Origin of the sequence: Pseudomonas fildesensis (genome assembly GCF_001050345.1) — a bacterium.
Lineage (GTDB): Bacteria > Pseudomonadota > Gammaproteobacteria > Pseudomonadales > Pseudomonadaceae > Aquipseudomonas > Aquipseudomonas fildesensis.
In genome coordinates this window covers 1-17,341 of record NZ_LFMW01000022.1, presented here as the reverse complement: position 1 = coordinate 17,341, position 17,341 = coordinate 1, and the positions used below count along the sequence as shown (strand labels likewise).

Here is a 17,341-nt window from a genome sequence, read left to right as displayed (position 1 = left end):
CGTGACGCTCCGCGTCACCTAGCGCAAGGCTTGAGATAGGTGCTGAGATCGGGACGCGGAGCGTCCGGGGCGGCATTCCTTTGCTGCGCGTGGGAACGATCAACAGTCTCAGCACACCGAGGATCACCCCGACAGCGGAATCACCCGCAACGGCCGTACCGACTTGTAGGAAAAACTCGAATAGATCTCCTTGACGCACGGCAACGTCTGCAACACCTCCCGCGCAAACTCCCCAAACGACTCGAGATCCTTCGCCACCACCTCCAGCAAAAAGTCATAGCGCCCCGACACGTTATGGCACGCCACAATCTCTGGAATCTCCAACAGCCGCTGCTCAAAGGCCCGGGCGATTTCCTGGGTGTGGCTTTCCATCATGATGCTGACAAACGCCGTCACCCCATACCCCAGCGCCTTGGGCGACAGGATCGCCTGGTAACCACTGATCACCCCGCTCTCTTCCAGGTTCCTGACACGCCGCCAGCACGGCGAGGTGGTCAGTGAGACGCGGTCGGCCAGTTCGGCCACGGTCAGGCGGGCATTGCCTTGCAGCGCGTTTAAAAGGGCTTTGTCGGTACGATCCAGACTGACGGGCATAGCTTGCCTCTAATCATTATTTTTATGGACGTTTCATCCCATAACACAGGATTTTTCAGCAAACTTTGCAAAGTTCAGCTGTGGTTATGAGCATAGCATTGTAGGAAATAAGGAGCGTCCGACATGAACAATAAACACAATGCATTCGGCTTTTCCACCCGCGCCATCCACCACGGTTATGACCCACAAGACCACCACGGTGCCCTCGTCCCGCCGATCTACCTGTCGGCCACGTTTGCTTTTCCTACCGTCGAATACGGCGCGGCCTGTTTTGCCGGTGAAGAAAACGGCCATTTCTATACACGCATTTCCAACCCAACCCTGGCCCTGCTCGAATCGCGCATGGCCACCCTGGAAAACGGTGAAGCCGCAATTGCGTTCAGCTCCGGCATGGGCGCGATTGCTGCAACGTTCTGGACCCTGTTGCGCCCGGGCGATGAGGTGATCGTCAGCCAGACCCTCTACGGCTGCACCTTCGCCCTGTTGCACCACGGCATTGGCGAATTCGGTATCAAGGTGCGCCATGTCGACCTTACCGACCTGGCCGCCCTGCGTGATGCGCTCTCACCCGCCACCCGCATGATCTACTTCGAGACCCCGGCCAACCCCAACCTGCAACTGGTGGACATCGCCGCCGTGGCTGCAATCGCGCACCAGCAGCCCAATGTCACGGTGGTAGTCGACAACACCTACTGCACGCCCTACCTGCAACGCCCCCTGGACCTGGGCGCCGATGTAGTAGTGCACTCAGCCACCAAGTACCTCAGCGGGCATGGCGATATCACCGCCGGCATCGCAGTGAGTAATCAGGCCCTGGCGCAACGCATTCGGTTGCAAGGGCTCAAGGACCTGACCGGCGCAGTAATGTCGCCCCAGGACGCGTCACTGCTGATGCGCGGCCTCAAGACCTTGGCCCTGCGCATGGACCGCCATTGCAGCAACGCCCAGGCCGTGGCCGAAGCCTTGCAGGCGCACCCGGCCGTGGTGCGAGTGACCTACCCAGGCCTGCGTTCTTTCCCACAATACGAATTGGCAGCGCGGCAAATGCGCATGGCCGGCGGCATGATTGCCTTCGAGCTCAAGGGCGGGATCGAGACCGGTCGGCGCTTCATGAATGCACTCAAGCTGTTCAGCCGTGCAGTGAGCCTGGGCGATGCCGAATCCCTGGCCCAGCACCCGGCGAGCATGACCCACTCCACCTACACCCCGGAGGAGCGCGCGCGGCACGGGATCAGCGAGGGGCTGGTGCGCTTGTCGGTCGGGCTCGAGGACGTCGCCGACTTGCTGGCGGATGTGCAGCAGGCGCTGGCCAAGTGCATGCGCGCGGTTCCACGTCACGCCGCGATGGCTGAACAGGCTGTGAGATAACCCTGACGCGCGGAGTTATTCGTTCCCACACGGTCATGTGGGAACGGTTCCGGAGCTCTTCAGTTTCAAATGCCGCGCATACCAAGGCCGCTTCGGCACCCGCTTGAACAACCCCTGCAACAGCTCATCCTCCGCACCAAAGGTGATCCGCAACGCGAGCTTCATCGTCTCCGGGTCCATCTCCATCGACCGCCCCATCTGCAACCCCGGCGTGGTGCTGCAGCCATGGGTATCCGGCCCCAACCACGGGTCTCCCACTTCCACCCAACGGCCCGGCGCAAACCAGGCCACGCCGTTGACTTCACGCCGGCTGACTTCGCCGGGATTGAACCGCTCGTGGGCGCGAAACCAGTCTTCGACGCGGTCATCGATCCAACCGTGGAAGTGCCAGAACACCGGGTTTACGTGGGAGGAAAACGGGTCGCCGAGGAAGTCGTTTTCCGCCGCATACCAGCGTGCAGCAAAGTCCGCCGGGTCGCGGGCAAAAGGTACGGGGGCGCCATTGGAGGGGTCGCGGGGCACGGAGGCCCAGCGCATGTGCAGCCAGTCATGCAGGCCCAATTCCATCTCCGAACCCAATTGCCCCAGGCTCAGTTTGGCCAGGTAACGCGGGTCGCGGTATTGGGATTCCCAGACCTGGAAATTGCTGTGATAGGTCTCGGCCGCCTTGATATCGCTGACCCACTGGGTGTAGTCGCTGTCATCCGGCGCTGACCAGGTGGGCGGGAGGGCAAACCCATCGTGGTTGTCGAAGTAACGCAGGAAGCCCAGGCGATCGCGTTCCAGGGCCGGTTGTGGCTCGGGGAATTGCGGCCATGACGGCAGGTCCTGCAGCGAGCGTGCAGTGCCGAGCATGTGCCGGTGCATGAAGAAGAAGTCGATGCCCGAGCCGTTGCGGTCTTTGAGTTTGCCACGGGCGTCGCGCTCCTTGCCACGCGGGCCGGGCTGCCAGCCAATGCCGCGCAGGGCGTCGCGTTTTTCTTCGGACAGCTTGTGCCACTGGTCGCGGGTGGCGTGCCAGAGTTGGTGAAACAGGCGGTGCTCCGGGGAGATCAGCCAGGCCAACAGGGCCGGGTTGAGGCCGATGCGCTCGCGGGCTTCGGGAAACAGCTGCTTGTGGGCGATGAAGCGGTTGTCGCGCTCGGTCAAGGCCAGAGGGCGTTCGAGGTTGAGGATCTGCCCGCTCAGCGTGCTGCTGCCAGCGTTGGCGAACACGCCCCAGACTTCATCGACGGTCATCTTGAATTCATAGGCCGGGGCGCCGCCGGCCGAGTCGCGATCGATCAGGCGCCAATAGAGCAACGCGCCCTCCCCGGTCAGCAAATCACCCAATACGCGATAGCGAGGCTCGCCATTGGCGCGCAGGTTTTCAGCGGTGTCGAGGTAGCCGCGCAGGCCCCGGCCGCGCGGGGCGATGTCGAGCAGCAGTTCGAGGCCTTGCAAGGGCAGGCCCTTGAGACCGGCGTCATGACCTTCCAGGCGCAGGCTCCACACGCCGCGCAAGGTGTTCGCCAGGTGCTGACCGGCGGTGTCGGCCAAATCCACCGTGGCTTCGCCGGGGGTGATGGGAAATTCTTCACGCGTCAACTCGCGATGGGCATAAAAGGCCGCCGGCACGGCCGCGCCGGTCAGCGCCAGGCCTGCGATGAACCCACGTCGAGAGATGGTCATTGTCTACCTTAGGAAACGGCTTTATCAGAGCTAGAACGTTTGCACGCCCGGGAAATTTACCGCCGCGCCGCCGGGGCCTAAATTTCCTCGCCCATCACTCGTTCTTCCCTGATAGCAAAGGCCTCAACTGACTGAGATGGCAATGACAAAACCACGTTCGAAAAAGGCGCTGTATATCGGCCTGCCGCTGGCACTGGCCATCGGTGCCGGGGCCGGTTTCCTGGCCTGGGATCACTGGTTCAGGGGCAATGCCGGTTACCCGCTGGAGGTGATCAAGCAGGCCAACGAAATGCAGGACCGCTTGTTGTCGTTCGACAGCCATATCACCGTGCCCCTGGATTTCGGCACCGCCGGCAACGAGGCCGACAAGGATGGCAGCGGCCAGTTCGACCTGGCCAAGGCGGCACGCGGGCGCTTGTCCGGCGCAGCCCTGACGATATTCGGCTGGCCGGAAATCTGGAACGGCCCCAACGCGCCGCACAAGCCCACCGACGGTTTTGTCGAGGAGACCCGCCACGAGCAAGAGGTGCGCTACAAGATCATCTCCGGCATGGTGCGCGACTTCCCCAATCAAGTCGGCATTGCCTACACCCCGGACGACTTCCGGCGCCTGCATGGCGAAGGCAAGTTCGCGATCTTTATCAGCATGCTCAACGCCTACCCGCTGGGCAATGACTTGAACCAGTTGGACCTGTGGACCGCGCGCGGCATGCGCATGTTCGGCTTCAGCTACATCGGCAACAACGCCTGGTCCGACTCGTCGCGCCCGCTGCCGTTTTTCAATGATTCCACCGACGCCCTTGAAGGTCTGTCGGAGATCGGCCAGCAAGCGGTGCACCGCCTGAATGACTTGGGCGTGATCATCGACGTGTCGCAGATGTCGACCAAGGCCCTGGAGCAAGTCGCGCACCTGAGCCGTACGCCGATGGTCGCCTCCCACTCGGCGCCGCGTGCGTCGGTGGATATCCCGCGCAACCTCAGCGACAAGGAACTGCAACTGATCAAGAACAGTGGTGGTGTGGTGCAGGTGGTGGGCTTCCCCGCCTATTTGCGCCCGCTGAGCCAGCCGACCCAGGACAAGCTCAACGCCCTGCGCGCGCGCTTTGATTTACCGCCCCTGCCCAACCTGGCGATGGCGCTGATGCCAGGCGACGCCATCATTGCGGCGTGGCCCGAGCAGAAGTTCGGTCAGTATGCCCAGGGGCTGTACGGCATTCTTGAAGAAGAACCCAAGGCTTCACTCAAGGATTGGGGCGACGCCATCGATTACACCGTGCGCAAGATCGGTATCGATCACGTCGGCATCTCGTCGGACTTCAACGACGGCGGCGGCATCGAGGGCTGGGAGAACGTCGGCGATGTGCGCAACGTCACCGCCGAGCTGATCCAGCGCGGTTATTCCGAAGCCGATATCGCCAAACTGTGGGGAGGCAACTTCCTGCGGGTGTGGGACCAGGTACAAAAAGCCGCCAAGCCCTTGGCCAACCGCTAATCACCCATGAAGTAAGTCCATGACCGACCGCCGTACGTTTCTCAAGCAGGCTGGCGTTTTCGCGGCCGGCCTGCCACTGGGCGCTGCACTACTCCCCCAGGCAATGGCTGCCGACGCAACGAATGACCCATGGACGGGCCTCAAGCAGCTGTTCAACCAGGACCCCAGCTACCTGCACTTCTCCAACTTCCTGGTGGCCTCGCATCCCAGACCGGTGCGCGAGGCCATCGAGCGCTATCGCCTGCAGATCGACCGCAACCCGGGCCTGGCAATGGACTGGGGCCTCGAGGAAGCCTGGAAGCGTGAAGGCCAGGTGCGCGAATGGGCCGGCCGCTACCTGAAGGCCACACCGCCTCAGATCGCACTGACGGGTAGCACATCCGAAGGCCTGGCGATGATCTACGGCGGGATCAAACTGCGGCCCGACCAGGAAATCCTCACCACGGTTCACGAGCACTACGCCACGCAGAACAGCCTGGATTATCGCGTTGCCAAGCAAGGCACCCAGGTGCGCCGGATCAAGCTTTTCGAAAACGCCCACCGGGTATCCGTCGACGAAGTGCTCGGCAACATCCAGCGCGCCATACGCCCCACTACCCGCGTGCTGGGCATGACGTGGGTGCAATCAGGCAGCGGTGTGAAATTGCCCATCGGCGCGATCGGCAAGCTGGTGGCGGAGCACAACCGCAACCGCGACGACAGGGACCGCATCCTCTATGTGGTCGATGGGGTGCACGGCTTCGGCGTGGAAAACCTCGACTTCCCGGACATGCACTGCGATTTCTTCATCGCCGGCACGCATAAATGGATGTTCGGCCCGCGCGGCACCGGGCTGGTTTGCGCTCGCGACCCCGAGAACAAATACGTAACGCCGATGGTGCCGACCTTCTCCGAAGACACCAATTTCGCCACCCGCATGACGCCCGGCGGCTACCACGCCTTCGAGCATCGCTGGGCTGCCGATGAAGCCTTCAAGCTGCATCTGCAACTGGGCAAGGCGCCGGTGCAGGCGCGCATTCACGCGCTGAACACCGAGTTGAAAAACCAGTTGCTGGCCCACCCGCAGATCGAGCTGGTGACGCCGCGCAGCCCCGAACTGTCGGCGGGTTTTACCTTCTTCCGGGTCAAGGGCCAGGACAGCGACGCCGTGGCGGCCTACATGATGAAAAACCGCGTAGTGATCGACGCGGTGGACCGCGACGCTGGCCCGGTCATCCGCACCGCCCCAGGCCTGCTCAACAGTCCGGACGAGATCCAACGCTTCATGACCTTACTGAGCCAACGGTTATGACGCTCATTTTTCCTTTGAACGAGATGCCCTTATGACTCCATCCCGCCTCAAACCCCTGGCCGCCCTGGCACTCACCGCCCTGTGCGGCGCGCTGCTGCCAGGCCTGGCCCAGGCCGCAACGCCGCAGCCGGGCAAAGTGTTCAAGGACTGCAAGGACTGCCCGGAAATGGTCGTACTGCCGGCCGGCACGTTCACCATGGGCACGCCGGAAGACGAAGTCGGCCGCGAGCCGGATGAAGGTCCGATGCATGAAGTAACCTTCGCCAAGCCGTTCGCCATGAGCCGTTTCCACGTCACCGCCGGCGAGTGGGACAGTTATGTGCGCCAGACCGGCGTCAAGATCGCCAACGGCGATACGCGCTCAGGCCGCGAATGCGTCGCCAGCAAGCCGCGCTACCCCCAGGGCCCGCGTCAACCGGCGGTGTGCATGGACATGGACGACATCAAAAACTACGTGACCTGGCTGTCGAAAAAAACCGGACAGCAGTACCACCTGGTCAGCGAAGCCCAGCGTGAATACGCCGCGCGCGCCGGCTCACCCGGCCCGTTCCCCTTCCCGTTCGATGAAGGCAAGGGCTACAGCATCGCCGAGCATGCCAACACCTACGGCCCAGCGGATGGGTACAGCTATTCGTCACCGGTGGGCAGCTACCCGCCGAATGCATTTGGCATGTATGACATGCACGGTAATGTCTACGAGCGGGTTGCCGATTGCGAACACCCCAACTACATCGGCGCGCCCACTGACGGCAGTGCGTGGATGGAGCCGAACTGCGAGGGCTACATGATTCGCGGCAACGACTGGGGTGAGGCGCCGGTATTTTCGCGCTCAGGCAACCGCAACACTATCTACCCGCAGACGCGCGGGGACTGGATCGGCTTGCGGGTAGTGCGCGACCTGTAACGCAGGAGCGAGCGTGCTCGCGAAAATCGCTAACGCTAACGCGCTCATCCTGGATGGGCGCGGTGCCCAGGCGTTCTTCGCGAGCAAGCTCGCGCCTACAGGGGGAGGTGGTGTTTAGCCTTTCCGGGCCAGCAGTGCCAACCCTTCATGCAGCGCCGGGAACAGGCTGTTGTTGAAGTTGTTCCAGCGCAATTCGAGGATGGTGTCGTCCGGCGAGATCTCGGTCTTGAGCACGTCGTGGAACACTTCGCCCGAATCAATGCCGTTGTCCACGTAATGGAACGAGGCGCCGGTGAGGTACAGCGGCTCGGACGGGGTGGTGGCATTGGTCGCCCAATCCGTGACAGTCAGCCCACGCGCACCGTACAGGGCGTTCCAGGTCGCATAAGCGCCACGGCGCTCGTAAGGTGACTCGATACGGGTAATGCCTGGGTGGATGTTCATGATGCGTCGAGCAAACGGCGCCCCGGGACGCACCAGCTCATCGAGGATCACCAGCAAACCGTCCAGCACCACGATATCGGCCTTCAGTTCCACCAGCGTGTCGTGCAGGCGGCGTTCGAAGTCCTGCTTGCCGGTGATGTGTTCCGCGCTGCCCCGTGGCAGGCGCCGATAGGTGGAGGGCACGCTCAGCAGCAAATCATTGACCAGGCGCCCCTGCACGCGCAGGTCGGCCGGGTACAGCCACTGGCGGCCAGGCGTGTAGGCGAAACCGTAATCGCTGACCACCTGCTGGTCGCGCGGGTTCTGCTCGTCGTCGTCATACACCACACCCACCAGGTTGTAGGCCTCGCCCAACGGTGTGTCGTTCAGCGCACCCGCCAGGGATTCCAGCACCGACATCATGTAGCGCTCGTGGTCCTTGTAGGCCACCGGCTGCCCGGCCTTGTCGGCGGCGGCATTTCTCAGGGACCAGACATACACCAGGTTCTTTTTCGTCATTGTTTCGCTCTCGCTGGATAGATCAGGCACGCGCCGATACGCGTGCGCCTACACCACAAGAACGAACCAGGCCCCGCCCAATTTATCCTTCACCGCCACCGCCGGGCACACCGAGCTAAATAGTCGCGCCAATCCTTCGTTTGTCATGGGTAAGGGTCTGTGTGCCCAGCCCCCTCTTTTTTACTTTCCGGGAAGTATTTATGACCGACCCCAAGCGCGGCGCCTTCAAAGGTTTGCTCGCATTGCTCAGGCCCTTTCGCACCATCGTGATTGTCTCCGTCGCCCTGGGCATGGCCGGCGGCCTGGCCATCACGTTGCTGCTGGCGACCATCAATAACGCTCTGCACTCTTCCACCGGGATGACGCAGGGGGTGATCCTGACGTTTGCGGCGTTGTGCGTGCTGGCGCTGGTCAGTTCGATCGTCTCCGATATTGGCACCAACTATGTAGGCCAGCGGATCATTGCAGCACTGCGCAAGGAACTGGGCGAGAAGGTCCTGTCAGCGCCTATTGAGCAGATCGAGCGCTACCGCACCCACAAGCTGATCCCGGTGCTGACTCATGACGTCGATACCATCAGCGATTTTTCGTTCTCCTTCACGCCACTGGCCATCGCCACCACGGTGACGCTGGGCTGCCTGGGCTACCTGGCGTACCTGTCGGTGCCGATGTTCCTGATGATGGTCGTGGCGATTGTGATCGGTACTGCCGTGCAATACATGGCTCGCTCTGCAGGTATCAAGGGCTTTGAAGCGGCTCGCGACCAGGAAGATGAACTGCAGCGCTACTACACCGCCATCGCCTCCGGCGCAAAGGAACTGCGCATCCACCGGCCACGCCGCTACCGCATGAACACCCACCGGATCCAGGCCACTGCCGACCGGATCGGCGATATCCAGATCCGCTCAGTGAACATCTTCATCGTTGCCAAGACCTTCGGCTCCATGCTGTTCTTCGTGGTGATCGGCCTGGCGCTGGCCTTCCAGGCCTATAACCCCAACCCCGACCCCGCCGTGATCACCGGTTTTGTACTGGTGTTGCTGTACATGAAAGGTCCCCTGGAGCACGTAGTGACCGCGCTGCCGATCGTCAGCCGGGCGCAGATCGCGTTCTCGCGCATCGCCGAACTGTCCGAACGTTTCTCGTCTCCCGAGCCGCATTTGCTGCTGGAAGACAGCGAAGCCCCAAAACCGGTCGTGCACAGCCTGGAGCTGCGGGGCGTGAGCTACAGTCCGCCGCCGGTGGAAGGCAGCGAGCCGTTCCACCTGGGGCCGATCAACCTGAGCATCAAACAGGGCGATATCGTGTTTATCGTCGGCGAGAACGGCTGCGGCAAGACCACGCTGATCAAGCTGCTATTGGGTCTTTACCAACCGCACGCCGGTGAAATCCACCTCAATGGGGAAGCCGTGATCGCCCCGACACGCGATGATTACCGCCAATTATTTACCACTGTATTTGCCGACTACTACCTGTTCGATGACTTGGTCCAGGGCGGCGGCCAACAGTCGCTGGACAGCGCGGCCGAGTACCTGGAACGCCTGGAAATCGCACACAAAGTCACGATCAAGGACGGCGCATTCAGCACCACCGACCTCTCCACCGGCCAGCGCAAGCGCCTGGCCCTGGTCAATGCCTGGTTGGAAGAACGCCCGGTGCTGGTGTTCGACGAATGGGCCGCCGACCAGGACCCGGCCTTCCGCAGGATCTTCTACACAGAGCTGCTACCGGACCTCAAGCGTCTGGGTAAAACCATCATTGTCATCAGTCACGACGACCGTTATTTCGACATCGCCGACCAGTTGGTACGCCTGCGTGCCGGCAAGGTCGTGCACGAGATGGAACCTGCGTGAAATTTCTTTTCCGGTTTCTCCAGGTAGGAACGTCTCACTAGTGGTAATGAGAACTAACCTCATAAACAACTAAAATCTGCCCAACTAAACATAGAAGAGAAAGCATCCATGTCGGTACGACTCGGTCTAAGCCCCCTGAGCAAGGCGCTATCCATGCGCCGGGCCTTGCACGTCAACCTTAAGCCATGCGCCCTTGCCCTGGCGGTGTCCTTGCCGCTGTCGGGCTATGTGCAGGCTCAAGAGATCGAGATCGATATTCCTGCGCAGCCGTTGGGGACGGCACTGCAGGAATTTGGACGCCAGACCAACCTGCAGGTGCTGTATAGCCCGACGGATGTGCAAAACAAAAGCAGTAATGCGGTGAAGGGCAAGCTTGCCCCCGAACAGGCCATTGCTGCCCTGCTCAAAGGTTCAGGCATCAACTACGGCTTGCAAGGCAACGCCGTCACCATCAGCGCCGCCGGTGGCTCCAGCGCCCTGGAGCTGGGTGCGACCCAAGTCACCGCGAACCAGTTGGGTACGGTCACCGAAGGCACCGGTTCCTATACCCCAGGCACCATTGCAACCGCTACGCGCATGGTCTTGACGCCACGACAGACACCGCAATCGATCTCGGTGATCACCCGCCAGGCCATGGATGACTTCGGCCTGACCGGCATCGATGACGTGATGCGCCACACTCCGGGCATCACCGTCTCCACCTACGACAGTGAACGTACCAACTATTATTCTCGCGGCTTCGCCATCCAGAACTTCCAGTACGATGGCATCCCGATGACCCGCAACGCCCCCTACTCGGCCGGGCAGACGCTGACTGACATGGCGATCTACGATCGTGTCGAAGTACTCAAAGGCGCGACCGGCCTATTGACCGGTGCCGGTGGCCCTGGGGGCACCATCAACCTGGTGCGCAAGAAGCCCACATCCGAGTTCAAGGGCCATGTCGAACTCGGCGCGGGCTCTTGGGACAACTACCGCTCGGAAATCGACGTCAGCGGTCCGTTGACGGAGACCGGCAACGTGCGTGGCCGTGCGGTCGCTGCCTATCAGGACAAGCATTCGTTCATGGATCACTATGAGCGCAAGACCAGCGTGTTCTACGGCATTCTCGAATTCGACCTGGATGAAGACACCCTCCTCACCGTCGGTGCGGACTATCAGGATAACGATCCAAAAGGCTCAGGCTGGTCGGGCAGCCGTCCGGTATATGACTCCGCGGGCAATCCGATCAGTTTGCCGCGCTCCTTCAACAATGGCGCGAAGTGGAGCAAGTGGGAGCAGTATTCGCGTACCGCTTTCGCGACCTTGGAGCACACGTTCAACAACGGCTGGGTGGCCAAAGGGCAATACAACCACCAGATCAATGGCTACAACGCCCCGCTGGGCTCACTGGCCGAACCGAACCCGACCACCGGTCTGTCCTCCATCTACGCCAACAAGTACACCGGTGAAACCGTCAGCGACAGTGGCGATTTCTACCTAACCGGCCCGTTCAGCATGCTCGGTCGCGAACATGAGCTGGTCATCGGCTCGTCGATCTCCTCTTCGCACTGGGTGGGCAAGGACTACTACAGCCCGACCTACACCAACAACGTCATCGACTTCTACAACTGGAACGGTGGCAGCATCGAGCCGGACTGGGGCGATGTCGGCTTCAAGAACGACGAGACCACCCGCCAATCGGGCGTGTACATGACTGGGCGTTTCAGCCTGATGGATGACTTGCACCTGTTGCTGGGCACGCGTATCGCCAACTATCAGGTAACCGGTACCAGCGACACCAAGGACACTGGCAAGGTCATTCCTTACGCCGGCCTGGTCTATGATCTCAACGACAACTACTCGCTCTATGCCAGCTACACCGAAATCTACTTGCCGCAAACCGCGTATCGAGACAGCAGCAACAAAATGCTGGAGCCGGATGAAGGCACCAACTACGAGATCGGCCTCAAGGGTGAATTCTACGACGGGCGCCTGAACACCAGCCTGGCCTACTTCGAGGTTCATGAGGAAAACCGCGCAGAATTCGACTCGACCGCAGACACCTCGCTGGTTGCCAACCCTTACAAGGGCATCACCGCCAAGACCAAGGGCTATGAAGCGGAAATCTCCGGCGAACTGGCGCCCGGCTGGCAGTTGCAAGCGGGTTATACCCACAAGATCATTCGCGATCAGAGCGGCACGAAGGTCTCCACCTGGGAACCGGAAGACCAGATCAACTTCTACACAACCTACAAACTCACCGGCCCTTGGGACCGACTCACTCTGGGCGGCGGCGCTCGCTGGCAGGGCGAGGGATGGCAGCTACTGAACAACCGCCCGAAGAACACCACCGACAAGTTCTCGCAAGACCCTTACTGGCTGGTCGACGTGATGGCGCGTTATCAAGTGACTGACAACGTTTCCGCCACCCTCAACGTCAACAACGTTTTCGACAAGAAGTACTACACCAACATCGGGTTCTATAACTCGTCGTACTACGGCGATCCACGCAACGTGATGCTCACGACACGCTGGAACTTCTAAGACTCCAGGCCTGAAAAAAAGCCCCTGGTCACTCACATGACCAGGGGCTTTTTCATGGGTAAGGCCCTAGCCCATGAGGGCGACGAAACTGCTGACAAACTCCGGGTTATCGATGATCCGATCATGAGTGGTGTCCACCACCGTGGACGTCTGGATACCGGCGTCTCCAATCACCGCGCGCATGCTCGACTCGATCAGCTCCCGGTGCTGCCCCCCCTTGCTCAGGCCCGCCCACCAGCACAGTACTGGCGCGCTGATCGGTTGGTATTCGGCTTCTTGCAAACGCAGGTCCAGCAGACGCTTCACTTCCCAGGAAATCTGCGCCTCACTGCCTTCCAACAGCGCATCCTTGAGCGCGTCATACGCAGCACCCAGCGTGTGTTCCGCCCAAGCATTCACCCTTTCCCATCGTTGCGTATCGTCACCCTGGCTATCCAGCCACACGCAGTGGATCTGTTCGGCATACTCGGGAAAAATAACGCCCAGCAACTCGGCGCGTTGTTCACTGGCTGAAACCAGCCGTTCATCCACGACGCCAGCCTCACCCCAAAATGCTGCCTCTCGGTACGGTGGCGGTGCGTCGATCCAACCCACGCATTCCACCTCACGACCCGCCTGCTCCAGGCGATAGGCAACGTCCATGGCCAGATTGCCGCCCAGCGACCAGCCAGCCAGGCGGAAGGAACCATGGGGCTGTGCAATCAATAGCTGCTCGGTGTAATCCTCGACCATGCTCGTCCAGGAGGGGACGTCCCCACCCTCTTCCACCAGCGCGCGGCAGACGACCCCCATCACTGGGCGCCGCTCACGCAATGCCAGGGCGAGCGCCTTGTAGCAATGTACCGAGCCGTAGCTGGGGTGAAACAGGAACAGTGGCGTGCCCGATTCCTGGCTGTTGAGCCGTACAATCAGGTTGCTGCGTGTAACGCCTTGCAGGCTGCTGGCCTGACCTTGCACCGTCGGGTTGAGCATCAGTTGCGTCACCGACAAGCTGACTCCCGTGGCAGCGCGGATTCGTTCCTTGATCATCAACACCAGCAGCGAATGGCCGCCCAGCTCGAAGAAGTTGTCGCGCAGGCCCACTTGTTCGACGCCTAGGATATCGGACCAGATTCCCGCCAGCTGTTTTTCCAGCGCACTCTGCGGCGCCAGGTATACCTGGGCCTGCTGGGCTGCATCCGGTTTGGGCAGGGCCTTGCGGTCCAACTTGCCATTGGGGCTCAATGGCATCTGATCGAGCACCACCCACTGAGCGGGCACCATATAGTCCGGTAAGTGTTGGGCCAGATGCGTACTGAGCAAGTCGCGCCAGCCCTCGACAGCGCCATGCAACACCAGGTAACCCACCAGGTGCTTGCCATCCAGCACTTGCACGGTCGCTTCGCGCACTCGCTCGTGCGCCAGCAGGCGGGCCTCGATTTCACCCAGTTCGATACGCAAGCCACGCAACTTGACCTGATGATCCAGCCGTCCGAGGTACTCGATCACTCCATCGGCTCGCTGGCGCACCCGGTCACCGGTGCGGTACAGGCGCGCCCCGGCCTGGAATGGGCAGGGTACAAACCGTTCGGCGGTCAATGCGGGCCTTTGATGATAGCTACGCGCCAGGCCGACGCCGCCCAGGTACAGCTCGCCTGGCACGCCAGTCGCAACTGGCAAAAACTGCGCATCGAGTACATAAGTGCCCAGGTTGGCAATCGGCTGACCGATAGGTACCGTGTCGCAGCCTTCTGCGACACAGGTCCAGTGGGTTACGTCGATAGCCGCTTCAGTCGGGCCGTACAGGTTGTAGAGAGCGGCCCGAGGCAGCTTGGCGAACACCTGTTGCTGGGCATCGACCGGCAACGCCTCGCCACTGCAGACGATACGACGCAGGCTGTGGCAACTGGCAACATCAGGGTCTTGCACAAAGGCCTGCAACATCGACGGCACAAAGTGCAACGTAGTGACTTGGTGTTGATTGATCAGCTCGATCAAGCGGGCGGGATCACGATGCTCACCGGGCGCCGCAACCACCAAGCGCGCGCCGGTCATCAACGGCCAGAAAAATTCCCACACAGACACGTCGAAGCTGAACGGCGTCTTTTGCAAGACCGTGTCGCCGTCATCCAAACCATAGGCATCCTGCATCCAGCACAAGCGGTTGGTCAGCGCCGAGTGACGGTTGCCTGCCCCCTTGGGTTTGCCGGTTGAGCCAGAGGTGTAGATCACATACGCCAGGTTCTCGCCGTCCAGGGTGATAGTCGGATTGGCTTCGCTGTAAGCGTCAAATCCTTCCTCACCCAACACCAAAACATCCAGCCCAGGGGGGATCGGCAGCGGCCCCAGCCAATGTCGCTGGGTCAGCAGCAACTTCACGCCACTGTCTTCCAGCATGTAGGCCAAACGCTCACGCGGGTATTGCGGGTCAAGCGGTACATAGGCGCCGCCAGCCTTGAGCACCGCCAGCAAGCCCACCACCATCTCGATGGACCGCTCCACCGCCAGGCCTACAAGAACGTCCGGGCCTACCCCCGCAGCCATCAGGCGGTGCGCCAGGCGGTTGGCAGAACGATTGAGCTCAGCGTAACTCAAGGACTTTCCGGCAAAACCCAGGGCCTGTGCGTCGGGGGTTCGTACCACCTGTGCCTCGATCATCTGGTGCACGCAGGATTGCAGCGGGTAATCCTTGGCTGTCGCGTTCCACGTGTGGACGATCCGATGTTGCTCATCCCTATCGAGCAAGATCAGTCGACCAATGGGTTGTTGTGCGTCCCCGGCCATGCCTTGCAACAGGTTTTGCCAGTGTCGTGCCATGCGCTCAAGGGTTGGCGCGTCGAACAGGTCGGTGGCGTAGGTCAGTGCAGCCAAGATGCCGTCGGCAGACTCGCGGGTGTCCAGGCTCAGGTCGAACTGCGCGGTACGACTCTGCCACTCAAGGCTCTGCACCTGCAGCGGCCCCACCGACTGTGCACTGCTGGCTTTGCGGATGTCGGACTGGTGATTGAACATCACCTGGAACAACGGGTTATAGCTCAGGTTACGCTCCGGCTGCAGCGCCACAACCAGCTGTTCGAAGGGCAAATCCTGATGCGCCTGGGCTTCCAGGGCACGTGTGCGGACTTGCTGCAACAGCGCGTACACCGACATCTGCCCGTCGAGATCCGCTCTGATCACCTGAGTGTTCACGAAAAATCCGATCAAACGTTCGGTTTCGACACGATTACGGTTGGCCGTCGGCACACCGATACGGATGTCAGCCTGGCCGCTGTAGCGATGCATCAGCAGTTGGAACGACGCTAGCAGCAACATGAACATCGTTACACCTTCGCGCTGGGCCAGATCGCGCAGCGCAGCCACCAGGGTCGGCGGCAACGCGATGTCCAGGCTCGCGCCACGGTGGCTTTGCGTCGGTGGACGCTGGCGATCAAAGGGTAATTCCAAGACAGGCTGCTCGCCCCCCAGCCGAGCACGCCAATAGTCCATTTGACGATCTTGCTCGCCGGCTTCCATCCAGGCACGCTGCCACAAGGCGTAATCGGCGTACTGGATCGGCAGGGCCGGCAACTGCCCCTCGCGCCCGTGGCTGAAGGCGGCATATAACTGCACCAACTCGTCCACCATTACCTGCATCGAGCCGCCATCCGACACGATGTGATGCTGAACCAGCACCAGCACATGTTCATCTTCGCCAAGGCGCATCAACGTGACACGCAGCAAAGGCCCGCGCTCCAGATCAAACGGCTGTGCGATCAGCTCTTCAACCTGCGCGGCAACCTGGGTTTCGTCAGTATCCAGACGTTGAATCTGAACAACGGCCTGCGCACTGACCACCTGCACACGTCGCTCGCCGTCCTGACGCAAGCAGGTCCGCAGGCTTTCATGGCGCGCGACCAGGCTATCGAAGCTGCGCTGCAACGCGGCAATGTCCAGCTGCCCCTTCAAGCGCAATGCAGTAGGCAGGTGGTAGGCCGCGCTGTCGGGATCCAGTTGCCAGATAAACCATTGGCGCTCCTGAGCGTAGGACAGCAGCAACTCTGGCGCCTCGTCGCGCGTCACGGGGATCGGCAAGTTAGCGAGCGACACATCCTCGGCGAGCATTTTCTGCAGATAGAGCCTGCGCTGTTCCAGCGGCAAGCCCATAAACCGCTTAACGATACGTTGTGCAACCTGGCTGTCCATCAAAACGCCCCAATGTCATCGAATAGCGCGTCAAGACGGCTCAATTTATCTTCAGTGATCGCACTACCTTGACCTTCGAGGTGTGACGCCAGGCGGCCCACATCCGGATGCTGGAAAATATCCTGCGGTGCCGGTCTCAGGCCCAGTTCAAGTTGCATACGCGAGATCACGTTAATCACCAGCAAGGAATGTCCGCCCATTTCAAAGAAGTTGTCGTTGCGCCCCACGCGCTCCACCTCCAGCACTTGCGACCAGATGTCTGCGATCTGTTGTTCCAGCTCGCTGCGCGGAGCCTCGTAAGCCTGGGATTGCTGCAGGGCATCGGGTTTTGGCAGCGCCTTGCGGTCCAGTTTTCCGTTGGGGCTCAGGGGCATTTGCTCCAGCAGCACCCACTGGGCCGGGACCATGTAGTCCGGCAGATGCTGACCCAGGTGGGCGCCCAGCACATCACGCCAGTCATCGCCGGCGTTGTGCAGTACCAGGTAGCCCACCAGGTATTTGCCATCGACCGCCAGCACGGCAGTCTCACGTACCCACTC

10 protein-coding genes and 1 pseudogene are annotated in these 17,341 nt (G+C 61.2%); 6 read left to right on the top strand and 5 right to left on the bottom strand.

What is annotated here, in order from left to right; genetic code table 11:
* Nucleotides 1-123: 123 nt before the first annotated feature.
* Nucleotides 124-594 carry an Lrp/AsnC family transcriptional regulator gene (locus ACR52_RS25440; protein WP_048730671.1) on the bottom strand — a complete coding sequence of 157 codons (471 nt, stop codon included), beginning with the start codon at nucleotides 592-594 and terminating at the stop codon, nucleotides 124-126.
* Between the two features lie 123 nt (nucleotides 595-717).
* On the opposite strand from ACR52_RS25440, the gene ACR52_RS25435 reads away from it, so the two are divergent.
* Nucleotides 718-1,962 carry a methionine gamma-lyase gene (locus ACR52_RS25435; RefSeq protein ID WP_048730670.1) on the top strand — a complete coding sequence of 415 codons (1,245 nt, stop codon included), beginning with the start codon at nucleotides 718-720 and terminating at the stop codon, nucleotides 1,960-1,962.
* 33 nt (nucleotides 1,963-1,995) lie between these two features.
* Here ACR52_RS25435 and pvdP read toward each other — a convergent pair whose 3' ends face one another.
* The gene (pvdP, locus tag ACR52_RS25430) at nucleotides 1,996-3,633 is read right to left on the bottom strand and encodes a pyoverdine maturation tyrosinase PvdP (protein ID WP_048730669.1); all 1,638 of its coding nucleotides are present in this window, start codon (nucleotides 3,631-3,633) and stop codon (nucleotides 1,996-1,998) included.
* A gap of 142 nt (nucleotides 3,634-3,775) precedes the next feature.
* Here pvdP and pvdM point away from each other — a divergent pair, with 142 nt between their 5' ends.
* The 3 genes from pvdM to pvdO are packed head-to-tail and all read left to right on the top strand — an operon-like array spanning nucleotide 3,776 to nucleotide 7,320.
* The gene (gene pvdM, locus ACR52_RS25425; RefSeq protein ID WP_048730668.1) at nucleotides 3,776-5,125 is read left to right on the top strand and encodes a pyoverdine-tailoring dipeptidase-like protein PvdM; all 1,350 of its coding nucleotides are present in this window, start codon (nucleotides 3,776-3,778) and stop codon (nucleotides 5,123-5,125) included.
* Nucleotides 5,126-5,144: 19 nt separating this feature from the next.
* Nucleotides 5,145-6,416 carry a pyoverdine-tailoring periplasmic protein PvdN gene (gene pvdN, locus ACR52_RS25420; protein ID WP_048730667.1) on the top strand — a complete coding sequence of 424 codons (1,272 nt, stop codon included), beginning with the start codon at nucleotides 5,145-5,147 and terminating at the stop codon, nucleotides 6,414-6,416.
* Between the two features lie 31 nt (nucleotides 6,417-6,447).
* Nucleotides 6,448-7,320, top strand: coding sequence for a dihydropyoverdine dehydrogenase (gene pvdO, locus ACR52_RS25415; protein WP_048730666.1), 873 nt, complete (start codon nucleotides 6,448-6,450; stop codon nucleotides 7,318-7,320).
* A gap of 114 nt (nucleotides 7,321-7,434) precedes the next feature.
* Here pvdO and ACR52_RS25410 read toward each other — a convergent pair whose 3' ends face one another.
* Nucleotides 7,435-8,262, bottom strand: coding sequence for a N(5)-hydroxyornithine transformylase PvdF (locus tag ACR52_RS25410; protein ID WP_048730665.1), 828 nt, complete (start codon nucleotides 8,260-8,262; stop codon nucleotides 7,435-7,437).
* A 200-nt stretch (nucleotides 8,263-8,462) separates the two neighbouring features.
* Here ACR52_RS25410 and ACR52_RS25405 point away from each other — a divergent pair, with 200 nt between their 5' ends.
* Both ACR52_RS25405 and ACR52_RS25400 read left to right on the top strand, forming a co-directional pair.
* Nucleotides 8,463-10,115 (top strand): cyclic peptide export ABC transporter, encoded by a 1,653-nt coding sequence (locus ACR52_RS25405; RefSeq protein WP_048730664.1) that lies wholly within the window; start codon nucleotides 8,463-8,465, stop codon nucleotides 10,113-10,115.
* A gap of 153 nt (nucleotides 10,116-10,268) precedes the next feature.
* Nucleotides 10,269-12,641 (top strand): TonB-dependent siderophore receptor, encoded by a 2,373-nt coding sequence (locus ACR52_RS25400; protein ID WP_048730663.1) that lies wholly within the window; start codon nucleotides 10,269-10,271, stop codon nucleotides 12,639-12,641.
* A gap of 66 nt (nucleotides 12,642-12,707) precedes the next feature.
* On the opposite strand, the pseudogene ACR52_RS25395 reads toward ACR52_RS25400, so the two are convergent.
* Nucleotides 12,708-16,661 (bottom strand): annotated as a pseudogene (locus ACR52_RS25395) (amino acid adenylation domain-containing protein); the annotation flags it as partial.
* A gap of 140 nt (nucleotides 16,662-16,801) precedes the next feature.
* A partial coding sequence (locus ACR52_RS25390) for a phosphopantetheine-binding protein (protein WP_048730659.1) occupies nucleotides 16,802-17,341 on the bottom strand: 540 nt, incomplete at its 5' end.

What these genes read in the sequence shown, in the direction of transcription:
- ACR52_RS25440 (WP_048730671.1), bottom strand. Translation starts at nt 594, where the DNA reads ATGCCCGTCAGTCTGGATCGTACCGACAAAGCCCTTTTAAACGCGCTG.
- ACR52_RS25435 (WP_048730670.1), top strand. Translation starts at nt 718, where the DNA reads ATGAACAATAAACACAATGCATTCGGCTTTTCCACCCGCGCCATCCAC.
- pvdP (WP_048730669.1), bottom strand. Translation starts at nt 3,633, where the DNA reads ATGACCATCTCTCGACGTGGGTTCATCGCAGGCCTGGCGCTGACCGGC.
- pvdM (WP_048730668.1), top strand. Translation starts at nt 3,776, where the DNA reads ATGACAAAACCACGTTCGAAAAAGGCGCTGTATATCGGCCTGCCGCTG.
- pvdN (WP_048730667.1), top strand. Translation starts at nt 5,145, where the DNA reads ATGACCGACCGCCGTACGTTTCTCAAGCAGGCTGGCGTTTTCGCGGCC.
- pvdO (WP_048730666.1), top strand. Translation starts at nt 6,448, where the DNA reads ATGACTCCATCCCGCCTCAAACCCCTGGCCGCCCTGGCACTCACCGCC.
- ACR52_RS25410 (WP_048730665.1), bottom strand. Translation starts at nt 8,262, where the DNA reads ATGACGAAAAAGAACCTGGTGTATGTCTGGTCCCTGAGAAATGCCGCC.
- ACR52_RS25405 (WP_048730664.1), top strand. Translation starts at nt 8,463, where the DNA reads ATGACCGACCCCAAGCGCGGCGCCTTCAAAGGTTTGCTCGCATTGCTC.
- ACR52_RS25400 (WP_048730663.1), top strand. Translation starts at nt 10,269, where the DNA reads ATGCGCCGGGCCTTGCACGTCAACCTTAAGCCATGCGCCCTTGCCCTG.